An 18,336-nucleotide genomic window follows, 5' to 3' on the forward strand; every position below is an offset into this window, starting at 1 on the left:
CGATCCATGCGGCGCCGTGCCGCCTTGCAGCTTGCCGCCGGGCTCCCGGCGTTGTTTTTCCAGGGAGAGGCGGAAGCGATGGCAGCTCACACGAAGCTGGACCTCCCCGCGGGCGTGCTGGAGGTGTTGGACGAAGGGCAGGGGCCTGCGATCGTTCTGTTGCCCTCTCTCGGCCGAGGCGCAGAGGATTTCGATGTCCTCGCGCCGATGCTCGCTGAGGCGGGGTTCCGCGTGCTTCGGCCCGAGCCGCGGGGCATTGGCGGTTCGGCGCCGCTTCGCGCAGGCGCAACGCTGCACAACATGGCGACCGACATTGCCGCGGCCATCGAGGCCGTCGGCGCGGCGCCCGCGCTCGTCGTCGGTCACGCGGCCGGCAACTGGGTCGCGCGCGTGCTGGCGCATGATCGGCCGGAGCTCGTCCGTGCCGTCGGGATGCTGGCCGCGGTCACCGGCACGGAGATCGATCCGGAGATCCGCCGCTCCATCACGGCGAGCTTCACGCTCTCGCTCTCCGACGAGGAGCGGCTCGGCCACCTGCAACGTGCGTACTTCGCACGGGGCAACGACGCCCGCGTCTGGCTGCCGGGCTGGCACCCCGAGGTTTCCATCGCACAGCGCGCTGCCAGCGCCGCTACCACGGACAAGGCTTGGCTCCGCGCGGCCGAGCGGCACCCGCTGCTCTACGTCGCGGCGGCGGATGACGCCATCGCCGCCCCGCCTTCCGAGGCCGAGCTGCGGGACGTACTGGGCCCACGTGTCACGCGCGTGGTGGTGGAGCGCGCGGGGCACGCCCTTGTGCCCGAGCAGCCGCGCGCCGTCGCCGATGCTCTCATCGCTTTCGCCCGGAGCCTGCCATGAACCGCCGCACCATTCTCGGCGCCACATTCGCCGCCGCGCCGCTGCTCCGCTCCGCGCCCGCCTGGGCCGAGTTCCCCGGGCGCGCGCCGCGGCTCATCGTGCCTTATCCGCCCGGCGGCATCACCGACCTCGTCGCCCGCAAGGTCGCGGACGGGCTTGGCGCCCTCTGGGAACGCGGCGTGGTCGTGGACAATCGCCCCGGCGCCGGCGGCAACATGGCCGCGGCCATGGCGGCGCGTGCGGCACCCGACGGGAACACGCTCTATATCGGCTTTGCCGGCACGCATGCGATGAATGTCAGCCTCTACCGGAAGCTGGACTACGATCCAGTAGCGGATTTTACACCGATCTCGCTGCTCATCGAATCCCCACTGGCGCTGACGCTGCATCCCTCCGTGCCCGCGACGAACCTTGCGGAGCTGACCGCCTATGCCCGCGCCAATCCGGGGAAGCTTGCCTTCGGCTCTTCGGGCAACGGCGGCGCCTCGCACCGGGCTTTGGAGATCTACAAGTCGCTCGCGGGGGTAGACATCCTCCATGTGCCTTATCGCGGCGCGGCGCAGTCGAACACGGACCTTCTCGGCGGCAAGATCCAGGGGATGTTCGACACGCTGATCACGGCCGCGCCGAACATCCGCGCGGGCGGGGTGCGCGCCCTGGCCGTCACCGGCCGCAGCCGTGCCGCGCTGTTGCCGGAACTTCCGACGATGGAGGAGGCGGGACTGCCGGGCTGCGTGTTCCTTACCTGGCTCGGCCTGCTGACCCCGGCCGGGCTCGCGCCGGAGCTGCGAGACCGCCTGAACCGCGATACCCGCACGCTGCTTGCGGGGGAGGGGATGCGGCGGTGGTGCGCGGAGAACGGGCTGGAGCCAGCGCCGTCTTCGCCGGAAGAGTTCGCGGCCTACATGGCCGAGGAGACCCGCCGCTTCGCCGCCTTCGTGCGCGAGACCGGCATGAGTGTGGAATAAGGACGCCGCATGGATCAGATCTCGCTTAACGCCAACGGCCTCCGCTTCCGCTGCCGGCTGGATGGGCCGGAAGGCGCACCCTGGCTCGTTTTCAGCAACTCGCTCCTGACCGACCTCTCCCTTTGGGACGCGCAGGTCGATGCACTCTCCGGAAGGTTCCGCATTCTCCGCTACGACCAGCGCGGGCACGGCGGCACCGAGGTGCCGGAGGGACCGGCGAATTTCGATCAGCTGGCTTCCGACGCGGAAGCCCTGATGGCGCAGGTCGGCGCCGAGCGCGCGACCTTCGTCGGCGTGTCGATGGGTGCTGCGACCGGTCTGCTGCTCGCTTCCCGCGCACCCGACCGGGTGGCGGCGCTGATCGCCTCGGATGGGCAGGCCGGCACCGCGCCGGGCGGCGCCGAGGCTTGGCAGGAGCGCATCGACGCGGTCGCGAAGGGAGGAATGGAGGCGATCGTGGAGCCGACGTTGCGGCGCTGGTTCTCGCCAGCCTCCCTCGACGCCGGAAATCCCGCAATCCCGCGGGTGAGGGAGATGATCAGCCGAACGCCGCAGGGCGGCTTCGTCGCCTGCGCGCGCGCACTCCAATCCTACGATCTGCGCGCCGCACTGCCGCAACTCGCGCAGCCTGTCCTGCTGGTTGCGGGCGCCATGGACGGCGCCATGCCGCAGACCATGCGTCGCATGGCGGAGGAAATCCCGAAGGCCCGCTTCGTAGAGATTCTCGATGCCGGTCACCTGCCCTGCATCGAGCGGCCCGAGGCTTTCAACGAGGCAGTCCTCGGCTTCCTCGCGGAACGGACCAGCGGCTGAGAGCAGAGGCAGGGGGTCAAGCCCGCACGTCCTCTTCCCAGCCCTTCAAGTCGCCAATAGCGATGTCGCCGGCGAGCGGTGCTTACCCATCGGCTGCGGGCAGGAGTACGGTCGCGTCGGTGATCAGCAGGGTGGTGCCCTCCGGCGGAGGAGGCGGCTGCATGCCGCCTAAGCTCCGGTCGGGACGGCCTGGTTCAGGGCGCGTACGTCCTCGCGGCGCTGGAGCCACCAAGCGTAAGGACGCGGCAGCAACTCGTGCGGCTTCGCCACCCCAAGGGCGGCCGCTGCGTGGACCGGCCAGTTCGGGTTCCACATCATCTCCCGGGCCAGGGCGACGATGTCGCACTGACCTGCTTGCAGATAACCTTCTGCCTGATGCGCGTCGGTGATCAGGCCGACCGCCATGGTGGGGATGCTCGTTTCCCGCTTGATGCGCTCGGCGAAGGGCACGTGGTAGCCGGGCACGCGGGGCACGAGGTGCAGGGTCAGCGGCCCCTCGATGCCGCCGGAGGAGCAGTCGAGCACGTCCACGCCGCGCGACTTCAACTCGGCGGCCAACACCACGGTGTCGTCCATCGCCCAGCCCCCGCCATCGACGCAGGAGACGCGGAAGAAGAGCGGTAGTTCCTGTGGCCACGCTGCCCGCACCGCCTCGATCAATTCGAGCCCGAAGCGTATCCGGCCCTGGCGGTCGCCGCCATAGCCGTCCTTCCGCTGGTTCGTCGCCGGGGAGAGGAACTGCTGGATGATGTAACCATGCGCGCCGTGGATCTCGCAGATCTCGAAGCCCGCATCGAGGGTGCGCTTCGTCGCTTCGACGTGCAGGCGGATCACCTCGTGGATGTCATCAACATCCATCTCCTTCGGCACCAGTGCACCTTCGCGGAAGGGGATCGGGCTAGGGGCAAGGCCCGACCAGGGCGCACGGCCGTTCTCCGCATCCTCCTCGCTGAGGGGCGCGAAGCCATCCCAGGGTGCCCGCGTGGCCACCTTGCGCCCGGCATGGCCAAGCTGCATGGCTGGTGCGGCGCCAGGCCTTCGCCTGCTCGTCCGTATAGATCCCGGGGCAGTCGTAGGTCTTGCGGCTGCGCTGGGAAACCGAGGTCTCCTCACAGAAGACGATGCCCGCGCCGCCCATGGCGAACTTACCGAGGTGGACCAGGTGCCAGTCTGTGGGGGCGGCATCGACCGCCGAGTACTGCGACATTGGCGAGACGGCGATGCGGTTGCGGATCGTCAGCCCGCGGATCGTCATGGGCGTGAAGAGGAGCGGGGAAGGGCCTGGTTCGGTCATGATCGTCGCGTCCATGGAATTGCTTTTTGTTGGGGGCCAGCGCGGCCGTCACAGCGCGGCCAGGTGACGGAGGATGCCGGTGCGCAGCGCATCCACGTGCCGTGTCATCGCCGATCGCGCCGCTTCAGGATCTGCCCCGGCAAGCGCGTCAATGATGGCCTCGTACTGTGCGCAGACATCTTCCAGCCGCTCCGCCGGACGAGGTGTCGCGAAGAGCAGCATGCGCCGGCGCAGGTCCTCCAGCAGGCGGGCGAGGGTGGCGTTGGTCGTCGCCGCGGCAATGGCCCGGTGCAATGCGAGGTCGATCGCGAGCCGGTCTTGCTGCTGCGCCGGAGAGGGCCGAGAGGAGGCGAGCAAGGATGCGATGCGGGCGCGCAGCCCGCGCAGCAGCCCCTGATCGACGCGGCCCGCCGCCTGCACCGCAGCCTCTCCCTCCAACAGCCGGCGAAGCTGCTGGATCTCCAGAAATTCCCCCACCGTGATCCGCCGAACGCCGAGCACGCCGCCGGGCAACCGTTCAAGTAGGCCTTCGCCCTCCAGCCGTCGGAGCGCCTCGCGTAGCGGCGTGCGCGAGATGTCGAGTTCAGCGGCAAGGTTGCGTTCGGAAACGGGCGCGTCGTGGGGCAGGCGGTGCGTCAGCAGCATCTCGTGAAGGTGCGCGTAGGCACCGTCTGCCATGCTGCCCTCGGGCAGGAGCACCCGGCCTAGACCTTCAGCTCCCCCCATACCGTTCCTCTCGCATGCGCAAGCCGCATGCTCCATGAGTGGTATAACCTTGGTATACCACTCCTGCAAAGCGGCTTTCCGATCGTCATTAGGCGACGGCGCGAGAAGTGGCGGGACTGGCCTCCAGCTTTGAGCGGAGGTGACCTTTGCTTATAGGCGCGGCATGCGAAGGTTAAGCGTAGCCCTGATCCGATGTGGAACGTGATGCGGACCTGCGGCAGGGGCAGCTTCCCCCTACCTCCACCCAAACGAAGTGCAGAGTAGTAGTCGATCAGCAATATGCCGGTCGTCGCCTAGTCTGTGTGCCTCACTGAACGAGCGGCTTTCGCCGACTGAGCTCCGGCTTGCGCTAATCAACGGGAATATCGTTGTCTCGTCAACGGCGCTCGGTATCCTCATCTGGTGTGGTGGGGTCGACAGCGTCCGCTAACTCTTCATTCTTCGCGTCCTCTGGTGGCACACCACAGTGCCGACCGAGATAACCGCCGAGGCGGACATTGAGGCAGTGTTCGTCAATCATGCGGCTTCAACGCCACTCGGGCCGCAACGTCGCAGGTGTTTCCGCACTCGCAACACCCGCCGGGAAATCAGACCCGACCAGTCCACCGCCTGGAACCATTCTGGCTGGTTAAGGCCTGTTCGGCGTCACGCTCGAACATGTTGCTTCCCACTTGCGGGATGATGTGGCGATGGGTCTGCCGCACTGCCAGTCCCACCTCTCGCCAAGGCGGCGATGCCTCGGCGGCGCGCTCGCCCACGACGATCGTAACGCCCGAAAGGAGGCGGATGCTGCGCGGGAGACGGTCCAAGCCTGAGTCGGGGTTGCGCTTCCGCCCCGATCCGTCGGGACGGAAGCCCGGGCGACCGCGGAGCCTACTCGGCCGTAATCCCGGCGTCCTTCACCACCGCCGCCCAGCGCGGGATAGCGACAGCTACCCGTTCCCGCAGCCCGTCCGACGTGCCGCCCACGATCTCGTAGCCTTGCGAAACGAGGGAGCGAAGCGCATCCGGATTCTTCAGCACGGCATTCGCGGCCTCGTTCAGCTGTACCAGCATTTCCGGCGGCGTTCCGGTCGGGGCGAAGAGCCCGTACCAGTCGCGCATCACCACGCCCGTCACGCCCTGCTCGGCCAGCGTCGGGATACTCGGCAGATAGGGCAGGCGCGTCTCAGAGGTAACGGCGACGACCCGCACCCGCTCGTCCCGCGCCAGCTCCACTGCCTGCGGCGTGTGGATGAACATGGTGGCAACATGGCCCGCCAGGATGTCGGTGATGGCACCGGCGAGGCCGCGATAGGGCACATGCGTGAGGTCCACGCCCGCCCGCCGCTTGAACAGCTCCATCGCCAGGTGATGCGGCGTGCCCACGCCCGGCGAGGCATAGTTGAGCGCGCCCGGGCGCGCCTTGGCGCGCGAGAGAAGTTCCGCGAGGCTTGTGCCGCCCACCGTCGCGTTGAGGGCGAGCGTTCCCTCCGTCTCCATCAGCGTCGCGATCGGCGCGAAGCTACCGACGGGGTCGTAGGGAAGGCGGCGGAAGAGGCTGACGTTCATCGCGAGCGTCGTCGCCTGCACGAGAAGCGTGTTGCCGTCCGGCACCGCGCGGGCGACCGCCTCCGTGCCGATGTTGCCGGAAGCTCCTGGCCGGTTCTCCACCACGACGGGCCGGCCGAGGCGGCGCGACATCCCGTCGCCCACGGCCCGCGCGATGATGTCGGGCGGTGCGCCCGGCGTGTAGGGGACGATGATGGTGATCGGCCGCGCGCCCGCGATCCCCTGCGCCCGCAGGATGCTGGGCATCCCCAGCGCAAGTCCTGCTGCAAGCGCGGCGCGGCGCGGCAGCGCGGCCCCTACCGGGGTGCTCAAGGATGCCATGTTTCTTTCCTCCCGCGGACCTTCAGGCCCTTGTTGCGTCGAATCTACCCGGCGGCGCGGGCCACATCCTTGCCCATGGTCCCATCGAGCTGGAAGAGATTCCAGGCATTCGTGCGTCCGATCTTACGCCTGTCGTTCTCGGAGATGCTGCAGGCATCGAACCACTTCGCCGCGTGATCGATGTTCTCGAAGGGCCAGTCCGCGGAGAAGAGGATGTGGTCGGAGCCGATCTCGAGCATGGCGTCGATCAGCGTCTGCGTGCGGAAGTTGCCGGAAGTGGTGATGTAGAAGTTCTCGCGGAAATACTCGCCCAGCGGCCGCTTCGCCGGATAGGCCTTGGGTGCCTTCACCCAGCCGTTCCGGTTGTCCACCCGCCACATGGAATACGGCAGGCCCTCGCCCATATGGCCGAGGATGATGCGCAGGCCAGGATGCGCGTCGAACAGGCCAGAAGCCATCAGGCGCAGCGCGTGCACCGCCGTCTCCTGCCCGAAGGCCCAGGTCGGGCCCAGCAGCCAGGGATGGCCGTCATAGATGGCCGCGTCCTTCGGCAGGGGGTTGCGGGGATGGAGGTAGAAGGGCACGCCGAGGCGCTCCACCTCCGCCCAGAAGGGCCGGTACTGCGGCAGGTCGTAGTAGGTCGCGTTGTCCTCCGATCCGATCTGCGAGAAGCCGTTCACCAGCCCGCCGACGAAGCCGAGCTCGTTAACGCAACGGGCGAGCTCCCGCGCCGCGCGGTCGGGATCCTGCATCGGCAGCGCGGCGAGGCCACGGAACCGATCGGGGCGCTTGGCGACTTCGCCCGCCAGAAAGTCGTTCGCCCGCATCGCGATCTCGGCCGCGTGCGCCGCGTCCGGAATGCCCTGCACCGCCGGGGCGTTGAGCGAAGGCAGCATCACCTCGATGTTGTGCGCGTCCATCTCCCGCAGGCGCCGCTCCTGCATGTCCAGCAGCCGCGTCTTCAACTCCTCCCAGACCTCGGCGGCCAGGAACCCGGCGCTGTCCATCAGCGTGTCCGGAATCGCGAAATGCTCCTCCAGCGCGACCTTGCCTTGCACTGTTTCTCTCCTGTTCTTGCTGGTTGCGCCGGGCGGTACCGAAGCCGCCCGCGGGCGTCACGAAGGGATAAGGACGTCGCTGCCCTCCAGGGCGCGGGCGACTCGTTGCAGGAGGGCCGCCAGCCCCTCTTCGTCACTGGCAGTGCCGTAGACGTACCAGTCCGGCCGCACGACCGCGACAGCGCAGCCATTCGCGGCGAACCATTCGGCATAGATTCCGCCGCGATCTTCCAGGCCTCCCGGTGCGCCGATGATAGCCAGACGCCCGCCGAGCGCCTCCCACGCCGCCCGTTGGTCCGCCGTCAGAGCCTCGATCAGGCGCGGGCCGACGGCGACGATGCACCAGCCGGTGCCCACGATATCGTCGACGAGGCCGGACCGCACGCCGTCGCTCACCGCGCCCTGGGGGAAAAGGCCGCCATTATTCGCGATCAGCGCGCCCGAGAGCGGCGGGAAGCGCAGCTTCTCCGGCTCCCGCTTCGCCCGCCGTTGAGCGAGCAGCCGCTCGTCTCGCTCGCGAGCCCTCGCGGGGTCTCGCATCGTCTGTACGCGCCCCAACTCAATCGCCCGCTCAGTGATGAAGCGGACATGTGGCTCGCGCTCTTGCTGGTATGTGTCGAGCAACGCCGCATCCGCCCGGCCAGTGAGGACCAAGTCGAGCTTCCAGGCGAGATTATGGCTGTCACGGATGCCGGAACACATGCCCTGGGCGAGGAAGGGCGGCATCTCGTGCGCCGCATCGCCTGCCAAAAATACGCGTCCACGCCGCCAGCGGTCCGCGATGCGCGACCGGAAAACGTAGTTCACCGCCCGGATCAGCTCTGCATCGTCGGGCGCGACGTAGCGGGCTACCCGCGCCCAGACCCGCTCCGACCGCGTTGCTTCCTCCCGCGTCTCGCCAGGGTTCAGCATGAAGGAGAAGCGGTGGTGGTCCGGGCCGATCCGCACGATGGAGGTGGGCTGGGCGGGGTCGCAGACCTGCCGGAACATCGGCAGCCCGGGCACGGCGCGGCGCATCCGAAAGTCGCAAACAAGCCAGTTTTCCTGGAAGCCGTAATCGTCCGCCGCCTCGGCGACCACGCCGCGCGTAAAGCCGTTGCCGCCATCGGCACCGACCACGAAGCGCGCACGCACCGAGAAGTCCCCGCCGCCCTCGCGGGTGCCGCGCAGCGTCACGCCATCCGCGTCCTGCACCAGCGCAGTCACGCTGGCGCCCTGGTGGACGGCTACGCTGGGCAGGGCCTTATCATGCCGGTCCAGCACGTCCTCCACATGGGGCTGGAACATCATGTAGAGCTGCGCCCAGCCGCACGGCGCGGGGTCTGCATAGGTCAGTTCCACCAGCGTCTCGCCGGCCGCGTTGATCCACTCGTAGTCGCGTTGCACAACGGCGCCGCGCCCGATCTCGCCGGCCAGGCCGAGCTTCTGGAAGGTGCGCATGATCTCGTCGTCGAAGCAGGCGGCACGCGGCAGGTTGTAGAGGCCGGTGTAGCGCTCCAGCACGACAACGCGATGTCCATGCTGGCCGAGCAGCGCGGCGAGGGTCATGCCGGTCGGTCCATAGCCGATCACGGCGACGTCGTACTCACCCATGGCATCCTCCCCGGGCCGGCTGGACTTCGGTCCTGCCTTGTTGGAACCAGCATGGCCGGGTTGCAGGACGTTTGCAAATGAAAGTGTTGCGCTAGCAAGTTTTTTCCGGTGGATCGGGCGGCGGAGATGAATCCATGGACGACTACCGCTTCACCGATGCCTTCCCCTACCTGCTGAACCGGGTTGGCGTGCTGATGGGGGAGCTCTTCTCGCGCCACCTCCTGCCGCACGGGCTGACGCTGCCGATGTACCGCGTCATGGCCGCCCTATGGGAGCGCAGCGACCTCGCCCTGGGCGAACTGGCCGCTCTCACGACCGTCGAACTGTCCACCCTGTCGCGCCTCGTCGGGACGATGTCGCGCAAGGGCCTCGTCTCCCGCCGTCGGGTGGAGGGGAACGGCCGCATGGTCGAGATCAGCCTCACGCCTGCCGGGCGACGGCTCGTCGAGCGGCTGATCCCCGTCGCTGTCATGCATGAGGAGGCGGCCCTTCGAGGCCTCACCCCGGAGGAGACGGCTCAGCTTCGTGGGGCGCTGCACAGGGTCTACGGCAATCTAGCCGGGCTGGGCCTCTCCGCCCCGCCGGCGCCGCTCGTGGGAAGCGGGAAGACCGCCCGTTAGTGGCCGCGGCACGCATCTCCGGAACGGCGGCTTTCCCCCGGATCGGGCAGCCATGGCCCTTACGCTTGACCTTCCCACTGTGGGAACCCCCAGGTTGCAGGCCAATCATCCACAGCGACAGGACAGCCCGCATGCGCAAGACGCCCTGCTGCCGCCTCGCGATCTTCGCCGTCACCGTCCTTGCCACCAGCGCGCCGGCCTGGTCGATGGTGGGGGAGGGGGCCGACGAAGGCATCGAGCCCGTGATCGTGACCAGCTACACGGTCGTTCCCTCCGGCTCCCTCGGCGCCGCCCTGAAGGCAGACCGGGACTACCTGGACGGCATGCGCCCACACCACGCTGGTGCGCTGACCATGTCGGAGGAATACCTAAGGGATCCGCGCGGAAGCAGCCCTGTCCTCAGGACCCTGGCGCAGGCGATCATCCATAACCAGCGCTTCGAGATCGCTCTGCTCGACGAGGTCCGCCGCCGGTTGGCCCAGCCGCCCACCCTTTGGGACTTCGGCGTCGCGGCGATCGCGGTGCAGCCGGCTGCCTCGGACGGGCTCGCGATAAGTTACCGGTTCACCCGCTACCCCATTCCGGGCCCGATCCCCGCGACCGGTGTGGTGAACGAGCGTGATGTCCAGTTCGCAAAGGCGATGAGCATCCATCACCAGGGCGCGCTCGACATGGCGAGGGCCTATCAGGCGGATTCAAACGCGCGGAACACGTTCCTGCGCCTGCTGAACGTCGACATCATCACGGACCAGCGCCAGGAGATCGCGCTCATGCAGCGCGTCATCGCCGCCTATCCAGGCGACGCCGACGCGGTCTCGGTCCCCGCCTCCATGGTCCACGGCATGGAAGGGATGGGCCATGTCGGCCACGCCGCATCCGGCATGCCGATGCAGCAGCCGGCGACGGAGAGCCATACCGGCCACGGAACGCCAGCCGAGGGCCGGCGGAGCGCCGCCTCTCCTCAGCATTCACCCGCTGCGACGCGGCCCGGGCGCCTTGCCGGCCCTGGCCACCGCGGCCATCAGCACCACTGACGTCGGATCGGCCGGTCAGCCGCTCCTGGCAAGGGAAAGCCAGCAACAGGCTGTCGGGGCGATGCCCCTGACCAGGGAGTGTAAGGCGCCAAGCGGCTGACCCCGCTGCCTTACTCCAGGCGCAAGGCGAACAAGAGGCGAGTTGATTGTAAAGGTAGCACTACCTGCTTCGGGAATCTTGAAGGCGGGATTTCAACGTTCCCGCCGCCATTAGCCCTCGCGCGGAAATTCGGCGAAGCGGATCAGGTAACCTGGCAGCAAGGCACTTGAGCTGAGTCAGGCGAGATACCGCCTCGGGCGGTAGCAGTTCTGCGATATCACGCACCAGGCTGAAATTTCCGCGCGTGAAAGCAAGATCCAGTGCCCGGCGCCGACGGTCGATGATACTGGCTTTGATGGCGGCAGCGTAAGGTGCCATCGCCGGCCGTGTGCGGAGAATATGTTCCAGCACTTTGCCGTCGCCCAGGTTCATCGCCAGCGTATCTCCGGAGTCATTGGACGTATGCTTCCGGATGCCTACCAGCGGCTGGCGCAAGATACCCAAGGGCGCATGTTCCGCAATCCTGATTGCGGTGGCGAAATCGCGCCCGACGAGTCCACTGGTGCCCTCGTCCCAACCGCCGATCTCCAGCAAAAATTCGCGGTTCGCAACGAGCGCGGAGGGGAAAAACGGCTGGTAGCTCACAAGCCGATCCGCCATGGGACGGTCGAACATGAACAGGCCTTCACTGACCGGCCGAAGCCCATCCCAGAATCCAGTCGGGGCCAAATCGAACTTTGTGGATGTTTCCCACACGCCATCGCGAACGATCTGGAAGTCGGCATACACTGCGCAGGTGCGCGCTTCCCTGTTCCAGCAATCGACCATCATCCTCAGAAAGGTCGATTTCCATAGATCGTCGCTGTCGCAGAATGCGACCAAGGTGCTTTTTGCCGCTTCCAATCCTACATTGCGTGCATGCAGATCACCTGAATTCGAAATCCTGATATTCTTTACGCCTCTGCTCTTGTAGCGATCGAGCAAGGCCTGAGTGCCGTCTTCTGAACCGTCGTCTACGACGATTATCTCCGCTGCGGGGTTGTCCTGTGCAAGAACGCAATCCAGTGTCTCCGGCAGCAGGTCTGCTCTATTCCAAGTTGGGATGACCACGCTGATACTCGGCTCGGGCGGCATTCCTGAGGCTCCGGAAAATAGAATGCGGATGGAGGATTGTTTACAGCAGACTAGAAGTTATCGATGCGCGCATGTCAAGATACCCGCGTTTAACTGATGCGCGAACTGCATCTCCAGGATTGCGCGGTGCCGAACCCGCAGGTTTTTTACTTGTCTGACGTGGTCGCCCTTGCTAGGGCGTCCGAAACACTCGGTGCAGATCTCCGGAATTTGCCCGTAAAAAAATTCATGGTGAAGCGCGGATTGAGAAGACTGATACTGGCGTTACGAAATGCTACTAACCATAACCATGCCTGAATTGCAGTCGGAGAGGCTGCTATGAAGAATGTAAGTGTGGTGTGCCCGGTGCATAACACGGAGCCAACGATGCTGCTGGCGGCGGCACGCTCCGTTCTGCGTCAAGAGGGCGCGGCGGTGGCCGAGTTGATACTGGTGGACGATGTTTCCTCCTGCGAGGCGACCAAGGAGGCTTTAACGCAGTTAGCGGCGGAGGAATTTGAGGGTACGGCTTCTCCGCAACTCCCATAATCTCGGTCCTGCAGGTACTCGGAATGCGGGCGTCCGGGCCGCCACCTCGGAGTGGATCGGCTTTCTCGATGCCGATGATCTTTGGCCGCCGAACAGCCTCGCTACCCGCCTGGCCGCGCCGGCAGGCGAGGACGATTGTGTGCTCGGGGCCTTTGAAGAACTCCTTGTCGGTGACGTTAAAAGGCCATTCGTGCCCCTGCCACTCGAAACTGGCCGGAATCTTGGCGATGGGTGGGTTGCATGGGAGGCACCGCACTCCGCTCACGGAGTAATAGCTCTTTGGCGCATCTGGGAGGATTGCTGGCGCCCAAGAAGGCTCTCGAGAAAATCGGCTTGCTCGATGAAAAACTGCGGGACGGAGAGGATTGGTTGTTACTGGTTCGGTTAACGCTCGTCTGCCGCGTCATAGCCAGCAATAAGCCAGTTTACATATTGCGGCGGCAGCATGAGAGCTTAATGACGAACAGTGCGCGGCTTACCCGTGTTTTCTCCAGGGCTGAGGAAAAGGCATATTCGGATCTTGCGCTTCTGGCCTATCGCAAGCATCTGCGCTGGGCCCTGCTAAGGCAGTATAAAGGTATGGCGGTCAATAACCTTGCGAATGGCCGGCACTGGATGGGAGTACAATTCGCATTGCGCGCGTGGCTGCTCTACCCTCGTGAAATACAGCCGCTGTTGAGGTTCTTGCGCGCCGCCAGCATCCGGGATCCTGCGAGCAGCCTGTCTGCGGCGCGCAGATATACAACAGCGGTAGTCACACCCAATCTGAAGTAGTGGCACGACTGGTTCCTGTGCTGGTGCGGAGGGCCTAGGCGACATGCTCGCTCAGGACGTGCAGAGGGAGGTGCTGATGGACTTCGAACTCGGCGAGGCGCAGCGCCAGCTCGCCGACAGCGTGCGCAAGCTCATGGCGCGCCACGCGACGCGCGACCACATCCGCGAACTCGATCGCGAGGCTCGCTACCCGCTGGAACTTTACGGCGCCTGGGTAGAGGCCGGTCTCCTCGCCCTGCCGTTCCCGGAAGCGGTCGGCGGGTTAGACGGCACACCGCTGGATCTCGCCGTCCTGGCGGAGGCCATGTCCGAGAGCGGCTTCGACTTTTTCACCGCCTATGCCGCGACCGTATTCTGCGGCCTGAACGTCCTTCACAATGGCACGCCCGAGCAGAGCGCACGCATCGTCCCGCGCATCATCTCCGGCGAGCAGCGGATGGCCATCTGCGTGTCCGAGCCGGATGCCGGGTCCGATGCGGCGGCCATGCGCACCACCGCCCGCCGGGATGGCGAGGCGTGGCGGCTGGACGGCCGCAAGCTCTGGTCCACGGGGGCCGGCGCGCCGGACACCCTGCTGAACGTCTACGCCCGAACCGCGCCAGGAGCAGGAACACGCGACGCCCTCTCGCTCTTCCTCGTGCCGAACGACGCACCCGGCGTCAGGCTGCGCAAGCTCGACATGCTCGGCCGGCGCTGCACCGGCACCTACGAGATTACCTTCGACGACGTGCGCGTCCTGCCCGCGGACCTCGTGGGCGAACCCCACAAGGGTTGGTCCTACCTTCTCTCCGGCCTGCAACTTGAGCGGCTCTGCTCCGCCGCCGGCTACTGCGGCAGCAGCAAGGCGGTGCTCGACATGGCCGTCGGCTATGCCCAGGAGCGGCGGCAGTTCGGCCGCCCGATTGGCACGAACCAGGCGATCGCCCACCAGCTCGCGGACATGCGCGTCGAACTGGAGGCCGCGCGCCTCCTCACCTACCGGGCAGCCTGGGCGCTCGGGCGCGGCGATGCGCTGGCCGAGATCACCATGGCGAAGCTGTTCGGCTCCGAGGCCTATGTGCGCGCCACGAATGTCGGCATGCAGGTCATGGGCGCCTATGGATACAGCATGGAGTTCGACATGCAGCGCCATTTCCGGGATGCGCGCAGCACGACGATCGGTGCCGGCACCTCTGAAATGCAGCGCAACCTCCTGGCCGGGCTGATGGGCCTGAAGGTCGGCTGAGGAGCCTCAGTCCGGCGGCGCGCGGCGGGCCGCGAGAACCGTGGCGATCACGTCCTCTCCGATCCCCGCGCGGCGCAGCACCTCCGCCGTGTGCTCGCCCAATTCCGGCGGCGGCCGCGCCTCCATCTCGCGCGAGCCATCGACGCTGACCGGGCGACGGGGCATCCGCATCGGCCCGCGCGTCGGGTGCACCACCTCGCCGAAGAGGCCGAGATGGACCACCTGCGGGTCGGCCTCCAGGTCTTCCAGCCGGTTCTCCGCCGCGAAGGGAATGTCGTGCCGCTCGAGGACGGCCACCCACTCCGCGCGGGGCCGGGCACGGAACACCTCGTTCAGCCGGGCGGCGATCTCCTCATAGGCCGCCACTCGATCGATCCGCTGCGGGTATTTCTCCACCCAGGCCGGACGGTCGATCGCCGTGCAGAGCGCGCGCCAGAACTTGTCGGGCGAGGAGAGGTGGAGCCCGATCCGATGGCCATCCGCACAGGTGAGCGTATAGGCCTGCGACATGGCCGCCCGCTGGTAGATCGGCACCGGCTTCCCGGTCGCGAGGTACTGCCCCAGCGGCTCCGTTCCAAGCGCGATCGTCGCCTCCAGCATCGACAGGTCAATCCGGTGCCCCCGCCCCGTGCGCCCGCGCTCGTGCAGCGCCGCGAGGATGCCTAGCGCCGCGTAGAGGCCGGTCGCCGCATCCGAAACGGCAGGGCCCGCCACACGCGGGTCATCGCCCGAGCGGTGGCGCGACATCCAGCCGGAAACCGCCTGGCCCACATTGTCGAAGGCCGGCCGCAGCGCCGCCGGCCCGTCCGGCCCGAAGCCGGTGATGCCACACCAGATGAGCCGCGGGTTGATGCCGCGCAGCCGCTCCCAGCCCATCCCCGCGCGCTCCGCCGCACCGGGCCTGGTGTTGATGACCAGCACGTCCGCCCCTTCCGCCAGCTGGTCGAAGGCCGCCAAGCCCTCGGGCGTGCCGGTATCGAGCACGACGGAGCGCTTGTGCCGGTTATGAGCCTGGAACTGCGGGCTGTAGGTGCCCTTGCCGAAGGCGCGGAAGGGATCGCCGCCCGGCCGCTCCACTTTGATTACGTCCGCGCCGAACTCGGCGAGCAGCATGGCGGCGAGCGGCGCCGTGATAAAGCTGCCGAGGTCCAGGACACGCACATCCTCCAGCAGCCGCACGGCAACCTCCCCTTCCTTTTCGGGGATCATCGGCCGGACGGCCGGGCCGGGGAATGTCTACCGGGGCCATGAGGCCGATGCACCACGTGAATGTCCGGTGCCAGGAAAGGCGGCGTGCCTAGCCGCGACGTTCCGGCGCGTCGGCGAAAAGGCTCGTTACCAGGCCTCGCAGCCACCGGTTACCGTCATCGCCGTGCAGCCTTTCATGCCAGTAGAGGCCGACATCGATCGGCGCGGTGGGAACCGGCGGTTCCAGCACCGCGATGTCGCCGCTCGCCTCCAGGCCACGGAGCGCGCGCGAGGGCACGGTCGCGATGAGGTCCGTGCCCCGGACCAGCGTGGGCGCCACGAGGAAGTGCGGGACCTTCACGGCGAAGCGCCGACCGCGCCCGGTCGAGAGCAGCGCGTGCTCCACACCGTCATCCGGCAGGCCGGGGGAGATGACCCCGACGTGCCGCCCGGCCAGGTAGTCGTCGAGGGTAAGGCCCTCCCGCGCCGCGCGGCTGTTGGCGCAGACGCAGCAGACGTAGCGGTCCACGAAGAGCCCGCGGCGGTAGAAGCCCGTGCGGAGGAAACCAAGCCCGCCGACGGCGAGATCAGCGCGCCCGGCTTCCAGTGCCTCGCGGTAGGCGGCGCGGGGTATCTCGGCGGCAACGAGGGCGGCGTTCGGCGCCTCGTTCGCGAGCCGCAGGGTGAGTTGAGGCAGGAAGGCTGCCTGCCCGACATCGGAGAGAAGCACCGTGAAGACGCGCTCGCTCGTCGCCGGCTCGAAAGGCAGTTGCCGCGCAAAGCCGGCTCGGACGGTATCGAGGGCGTGCGTGATGGGCCCGATGAGCCGCTCGGCATAGGGCGTGGGCTCCACTCCCGTGCGGGTGCGGACAAAGAGCGGATCGCCGCAGAGCCGACGTAGCCGGCCAAGGGCGTGGCTTACCGTCGGCTGCGCCTGCCCGAGGCGCCGCCCGGCCGCTGTCATGCTGCGAGTCTGGGCCACCGCCTCGAAGACCAGCAGAAGGTTAAGATCCAGGTCCCGGATATTCACGGCGTTCATGGTGAACATGGCGAGGCCGTGGGTGCAAGTCGCGGCATCGGGCGCGCTAGGGTTCGGCATCGAAAGGGCCCGCCGACAGATGCGTGGCCAGGGAGGAAGCTGCGATGTCCGTCGGCCGCAGGGCGTTCTGCGCCATGATTCCTGCCGCCTTGGGCAGCGCCCTCGCTGCCCGGCCGGCGCGCGCGCAAGGAACCTCGAGCTTTCCGAACCGGCCTCTGCGCCTCGTCCTCTCCTTCCCGGCCGGTGGGCTGGCCGACAACCTGGCGCGCGCGCTGGCCCCCGCCGTCTCCGCCGCGCTCGGCCAGCCGCTCGTCGTCGATCCGCGGCCGGGCGGAAGCCAGGTCGTCGCCGCGCAGGCGGTCGCCCGGGCCGTGCCGGACGGCCACACGCTGCTTCTGGCCTCCGACGCGGCCTATATCCTCAACCAGCACCTCTTTTCGAAGCTGCCCTACGATCCCCCGCGTGACCTGGCGCCGGTCACGCTGCTTGCCGCCACGGTCGAGTGCCTTCTCGTCCCGGCCTCGCTCCCGGCCCGTTCGGTCGCGGAGTTGATCACCCTCGCGAAGGCGAAGCCGGGGGTGCTGAACTACGGCTCCTTCGGCCCCGGCTCCCCGCCGCATATCGAGGCCGAAGCCTTCCGGGCAGCCGCGGGTATCGAGATCGTGCATGTGCCTTTCCGCGGCGTGGCGGAGACGGTGCCGGCGCTGCTCGCCGACCAGATCCAGATCCTCTTCGCCTCCCAGGCCCAGGCCCTGCCGCATGTCAGGGCCGGCACGCTGCGGGCGCTCGCCGTGCTGGATGGCGCGCGGCAACCGACGTTGCCGGAGGTACCCTCCATCGCCGAGGCCGGCTTCCCAGGCCTCGTCGCTCGTTCCTGGTTCGGGGTGGCGGCGACCGCCGGCACGCCCGAGCCCGCGCTGGATCGCCTCTCCACCGCCTTCAGCGAGGCCATGGCTGCACCGGAGTGGAAGGAGCGCTTCCTCGACGCTCAGGGCCTTGTCTCCGTACCCGGCGGCCGTGCGGCCTTCGCCGCCGTCTTGCGGGAGGAAGGTGGGCGCGCTGCCGAGCGGCTGCGCGCCATGGATCTGCGGCTGGATTAGGCGCCGTGCTCACCGTCGAGACGCCCGAGGACCTCGCCGCCCATGTCGGCACCCCCATCGGCCCCTCGCCCTGGCGCGCGGTGGACGAGGAGAAGGTGATCGCCTTCGCGCGCCTCTGCGGGGACGATCACTGGATTCACACCGACCCCGAGCGCGCGGCGCGGGAAACGGAGTTTGGCGGCGTGATCGCCCAGGGCTTCCTCACCCTCTCCATGACCACCTCCATGCTCGGGGAGGCCTTCGACGTGCACCGCGCCTCGCGCTGGCTGAACTACGGCATCGAGCGGCTGCGCTTCACGGGCCCGGTGCGCGCCGGCGACCGCGTGCGCCTGCGCGGCGTGCTCGCCGCCGTGGAGCCGGCCCGCGGCGGCGCCACCCGCATCGAGATCGACCTCAGCGTCGAGGCCGAGGGCACGGCCAAGCCCGTCCTCGTCGCCCGCAGCATCCTTCTCGCCTACTCCTGACGGAGCCC

At 67.7% G+C, this 18,336-nt stretch carries 20 protein-coding genes; 11 read left to right on the plus strand and 9 right to left on the minus strand.

What is annotated here, in order from left to right; translation table 11 throughout:
• Positions 1-6: 6 nt before the first annotated feature.
• Genes BO39_RS02255 through BO39_RS02265 form a run of 3 tightly spaced genes read left to right on the plus strand, consistent with a single transcriptional unit; the run spans position 7 to position 2,639 of the window.
• Complete coding sequence (locus BO39_RS02255) at positions 7-858, plus strand: alpha/beta fold hydrolase (protein ID WP_211257356.1); 852 nt, start codon at positions 7-9, stop codon at positions 856-858.
• Positions 855-1,826 (plus strand): Bug family tripartite tricarboxylate transporter substrate binding protein, encoded by a 972-nt coding sequence (locus BO39_RS02260; RefSeq protein ID WP_043829443.1) that lies wholly within the window; start codon positions 855-857, stop codon positions 1,824-1,826. The genes BO39_RS02255 and BO39_RS02260 overlap by 4 nt, the downstream gene beginning before the upstream one ends.
• Before the next feature lie 9 nt (positions 1,827-1,835).
• Entirely contained in the window at positions 1,836-2,639 is an 804-nt protein-coding gene (locus BO39_RS02265; protein ID WP_043829445.1) for an alpha/beta fold hydrolase, read from the plus strand.
• Positions 2,640-2,807: 168 nt separating this feature from the next.
• On the opposite strand, the gene BO39_RS33895 is transcribed toward BO39_RS02265, so the two are convergent.
• The 6 genes from BO39_RS33895 to mhpA form a co-directional block, all read right to left on the minus strand.
• The gene (locus tag BO39_RS33895) at positions 2,808-3,509 is read right to left on the minus strand and encodes an oxidoreductase (protein ID WP_211257357.1); all 702 of its coding nucleotides are present in this window, start codon (positions 3,507-3,509) and stop codon (positions 2,808-2,810) included.
• A gap of 28 nt (positions 3,510-3,537) precedes the next feature.
• A complete protein-coding gene (locus BO39_RS33900; protein ID WP_211257358.1) occupies positions 3,538-3,948 on the minus strand; it encodes an oxidoreductase in 411 nt (136 codons plus the stop codon).
• A gap of 33 nt (positions 3,949-3,981) precedes the next feature.
• Positions 3,982-4,611, minus strand: a complete 630-nt coding sequence (locus BO39_RS02275) for a GntR family transcriptional regulator (RefSeq protein ID WP_043829865.1) — start codon at positions 4,609-4,611, stop codon at positions 3,982-3,984.
• A gap of 921 nt (positions 4,612-5,532) precedes the next feature.
• Positions 5,533-6,531 carry a tripartite tricarboxylate transporter substrate binding protein gene (locus BO39_RS02280; RefSeq protein ID WP_052401326.1) on the minus strand — a complete coding sequence of 333 codons (999 nt, stop codon included), beginning with the start codon at positions 6,529-6,531 and terminating at the stop codon, positions 5,533-5,535.
• Between the two features lie 44 nt (positions 6,532-6,575).
• Positions 6,576-7,589 (minus strand): amidohydrolase family protein, encoded by a 1,014-nt coding sequence (locus tag BO39_RS02285; protein ID WP_052401327.1) that lies wholly within the window; start codon positions 7,587-7,589, stop codon positions 6,576-6,578.
• 57 nt (positions 7,590-7,646) lie between these two features.
• Positions 7,647-9,182: a bifunctional 3-(3-hydroxy-phenyl)propionate/3-hydroxycinnamic acid hydroxylase MhpA gene (mhpA, locus tag BO39_RS02290; RefSeq protein ID WP_043829447.1), complete on the minus strand. Its 1,536-nt coding sequence runs from the start codon at positions 9,180-9,182 to the stop codon at positions 7,647-7,649.
• 134 nt (positions 9,183-9,316) lie between these two features.
• Here mhpA and BO39_RS02295 point away from each other — a divergent pair, with 134 nt between their 5' ends.
• Both BO39_RS02295 and BO39_RS02300 read left to right on the plus strand, forming a co-directional pair.
• Positions 9,317-9,802, plus strand: a complete 486-nt coding sequence (locus BO39_RS02295) for a MarR family winged helix-turn-helix transcriptional regulator (protein ID WP_084697766.1) — start codon at positions 9,317-9,319, stop codon at positions 9,800-9,802.
• Positions 9,803-9,933: 131 nt separating this feature from the next.
• Positions 9,934-10,836, plus strand: a complete 903-nt coding sequence (locus BO39_RS02300) for a DUF305 domain-containing protein (RefSeq protein WP_052401328.1) — start codon at positions 9,934-9,936, stop codon at positions 10,834-10,836.
• Positions 10,837-10,996: 160 nt separating this feature from the next.
• On the opposite strand, the gene BO39_RS30830 is transcribed toward BO39_RS02300, so the two are convergent.
• Entirely contained in the window at positions 10,997-12,010 is a 1,014-nt protein-coding gene (locus BO39_RS30830) for a glycosyltransferase family 2 protein (RefSeq protein WP_084697767.1), read from the minus strand.
• Between the two features lie 366 nt (positions 12,011-12,376).
• Here BO39_RS30830 and BO39_RS32395 point away from each other — a divergent pair, with 366 nt between their 5' ends.
• The 4 genes from BO39_RS32395 to BO39_RS02305 are packed head-to-tail and all read left to right on the plus strand — an operon-like array spanning position 12,377 to position 14,537.
• Complete coding sequence (locus BO39_RS32395) at positions 12,377-12,538, plus strand: hypothetical protein (protein ID WP_169742708.1); 162 nt, start codon at positions 12,377-12,379, stop codon at positions 12,536-12,538.
• On the plus strand, positions 12,507-12,926 hold the full coding sequence (locus BO39_RS35190; protein ID WP_084697768.1) for a glycosyltransferase family 2 protein: 420 nt from the start codon (positions 12,507-12,509) through the stop codon (positions 12,924-12,926). Before BO39_RS32395 ends, BO39_RS35190 begins: the two co-directional genes overlap by 32 nt.
• On the plus strand, positions 12,818-13,312 hold the full coding sequence (locus BO39_RS33555; protein ID WP_169742709.1) for a hypothetical protein: 495 nt from the start codon (positions 12,818-12,820) through the stop codon (positions 13,310-13,312). The genes BO39_RS35190 and BO39_RS33555 overlap by 109 nt, the downstream gene beginning before the upstream one ends.
• Positions 13,313-13,355: 43 nt before the next feature.
• Positions 13,356-14,537, plus strand: coding sequence for an acyl-CoA dehydrogenase family protein (locus BO39_RS02305; protein ID WP_052401329.1), 1,182 nt, complete (start codon positions 13,356-13,358; stop codon positions 14,535-14,537).
• A 6-nt stretch (positions 14,538-14,543) separates the two neighbouring features.
• Here BO39_RS02305 and BO39_RS02310 read toward each other — a convergent pair whose 3' ends face one another.
• A complete protein-coding gene (locus tag BO39_RS02310) occupies positions 14,544-15,746 on the minus strand; it encodes a CaiB/BaiF CoA transferase family protein (protein WP_211257359.1) in 1,203 nt (400 codons plus the stop codon).
• 88 nt (positions 15,747-15,834) lie between these two features.
• Positions 15,835-16,824, minus strand: a complete 990-nt coding sequence (locus tag BO39_RS02315; RefSeq protein WP_084697769.1) for a LysR family transcriptional regulator — start codon at positions 16,822-16,824, stop codon at positions 15,835-15,837.
• A gap of 44 nt (positions 16,825-16,868) precedes the next feature.
• Between BO39_RS02315 and BO39_RS02320 the strand changes: the two genes are divergently transcribed.
• Both BO39_RS02320 and BO39_RS02325 read left to right on the plus strand, forming a co-directional pair.
• Positions 16,869-17,864, plus strand: coding sequence for a Bug family tripartite tricarboxylate transporter substrate binding protein (locus BO39_RS02320; RefSeq protein ID WP_052401332.1), 996 nt, complete (start codon positions 16,869-16,871; stop codon positions 17,862-17,864).
• 5 nt (positions 17,865-17,869) lie between these two features.
• Positions 17,870-18,328 (plus strand): MaoC family dehydratase, encoded by a 459-nt coding sequence (locus BO39_RS02325; RefSeq protein ID WP_043829449.1) that lies wholly within the window; start codon positions 17,870-17,872, stop codon positions 18,326-18,328.
• Positions 18,329-18,336: the final 8 nt, after the last annotated feature.

Source organism: Roseomonas aerilata DSM 19363 (genome assembly GCF_000711725.1).
GTDB lineage: Bacteria > Pseudomonadota > Alphaproteobacteria > Acetobacterales > Acetobacteraceae > Roseomonas > Roseomonas aerilata.

Bases quoted from the DNA above. Each gene is read 5' to 3' on its own strand.
- BO39_RS02280 (WP_052401326.1), bottom strand. From the start codon at position 6,531: ATGGCATCCTTGAGCACCCCGGTAGGGGCCGCGCTGCCGCGCCGCGCC.
- BO39_RS02265 (WP_043829445.1), top strand. From the start codon at position 1,836: ATGGATCAGATCTCGCTTAACGCCAACGGCCTCCGCTTCCGCTGCCGG.
- BO39_RS32395 (WP_169742708.1), top strand. From the start codon at position 12,377: ATGCTGCTGGCGGCGGCACGCTCCGTTCTGCGTCAAGAGGGCGCGGCG.
- BO39_RS02260 (WP_043829443.1), top strand. From the start codon at position 855: ATGAACCGCCGCACCATTCTCGGCGCCACATTCGCCGCCGCGCCGCTG.
- BO39_RS02300 (WP_052401328.1), top strand. From the start codon at position 9,934: ATGCGCAAGACGCCCTGCTGCCGCCTCGCGATCTTCGCCGTCACCGTC.
- BO39_RS02305 (WP_052401329.1), top strand. From the start codon at position 13,356: ATGCTCGCTCAGGACGTGCAGAGGGAGGTGCTGATGGACTTCGAACTC.
- BO39_RS30830 (WP_084697767.1), bottom strand. From the start codon at position 12,010: ATGCCGCCCGAGCCGAGTATCAGCGTGGTCATCCCAACTTGGAATAGA.
- BO39_RS02320 (WP_052401332.1), top strand. From the start codon at position 16,869: ATGTCCGTCGGCCGCAGGGCGTTCTGCGCCATGATTCCTGCCGCCTTG.
- BO39_RS02275 (WP_043829865.1), bottom strand. From the start codon at position 4,611: ATGGCAGACGGTGCCTACGCGCACCTTCACGAGATGCTGCTGACGCAC.
- BO39_RS02310 (WP_211257359.1), bottom strand. From the start codon at position 15,746: ATGATCCCCGAAAAGGAAGGGGAGGTTGCCGTGCGGCTGCTGGAGGAT.
- BO39_RS02255 (WP_211257356.1), top strand. From the start codon at position 7: ATGCGGCGCCGTGCCGCCTTGCAGCTTGCCGCCGGGCTCCCGGCGTTG.
- BO39_RS02315 (WP_084697769.1), bottom strand. From the start codon at position 16,824: ATGCCGAACCCTAGCGCGCCCGATGCCGCGACTTGCACCCACGGCCTC.
- BO39_RS33900 (WP_211257358.1), bottom strand. From the start codon at position 3,948: ATGGACGCGACGATCATGACCGAACCAGGCCCTTCCCCGCTCCTCTTC.
- BO39_RS02295 (WP_084697766.1), top strand. From the start codon at position 9,317: ATGGACGACTACCGCTTCACCGATGCCTTCCCCTACCTGCTGAACCGG.
- mhpA (WP_043829447.1), bottom strand. From the start codon at position 9,182: ATGGGTGAGTACGACGTCGCCGTGATCGGCTATGGACCGACCGGCATG.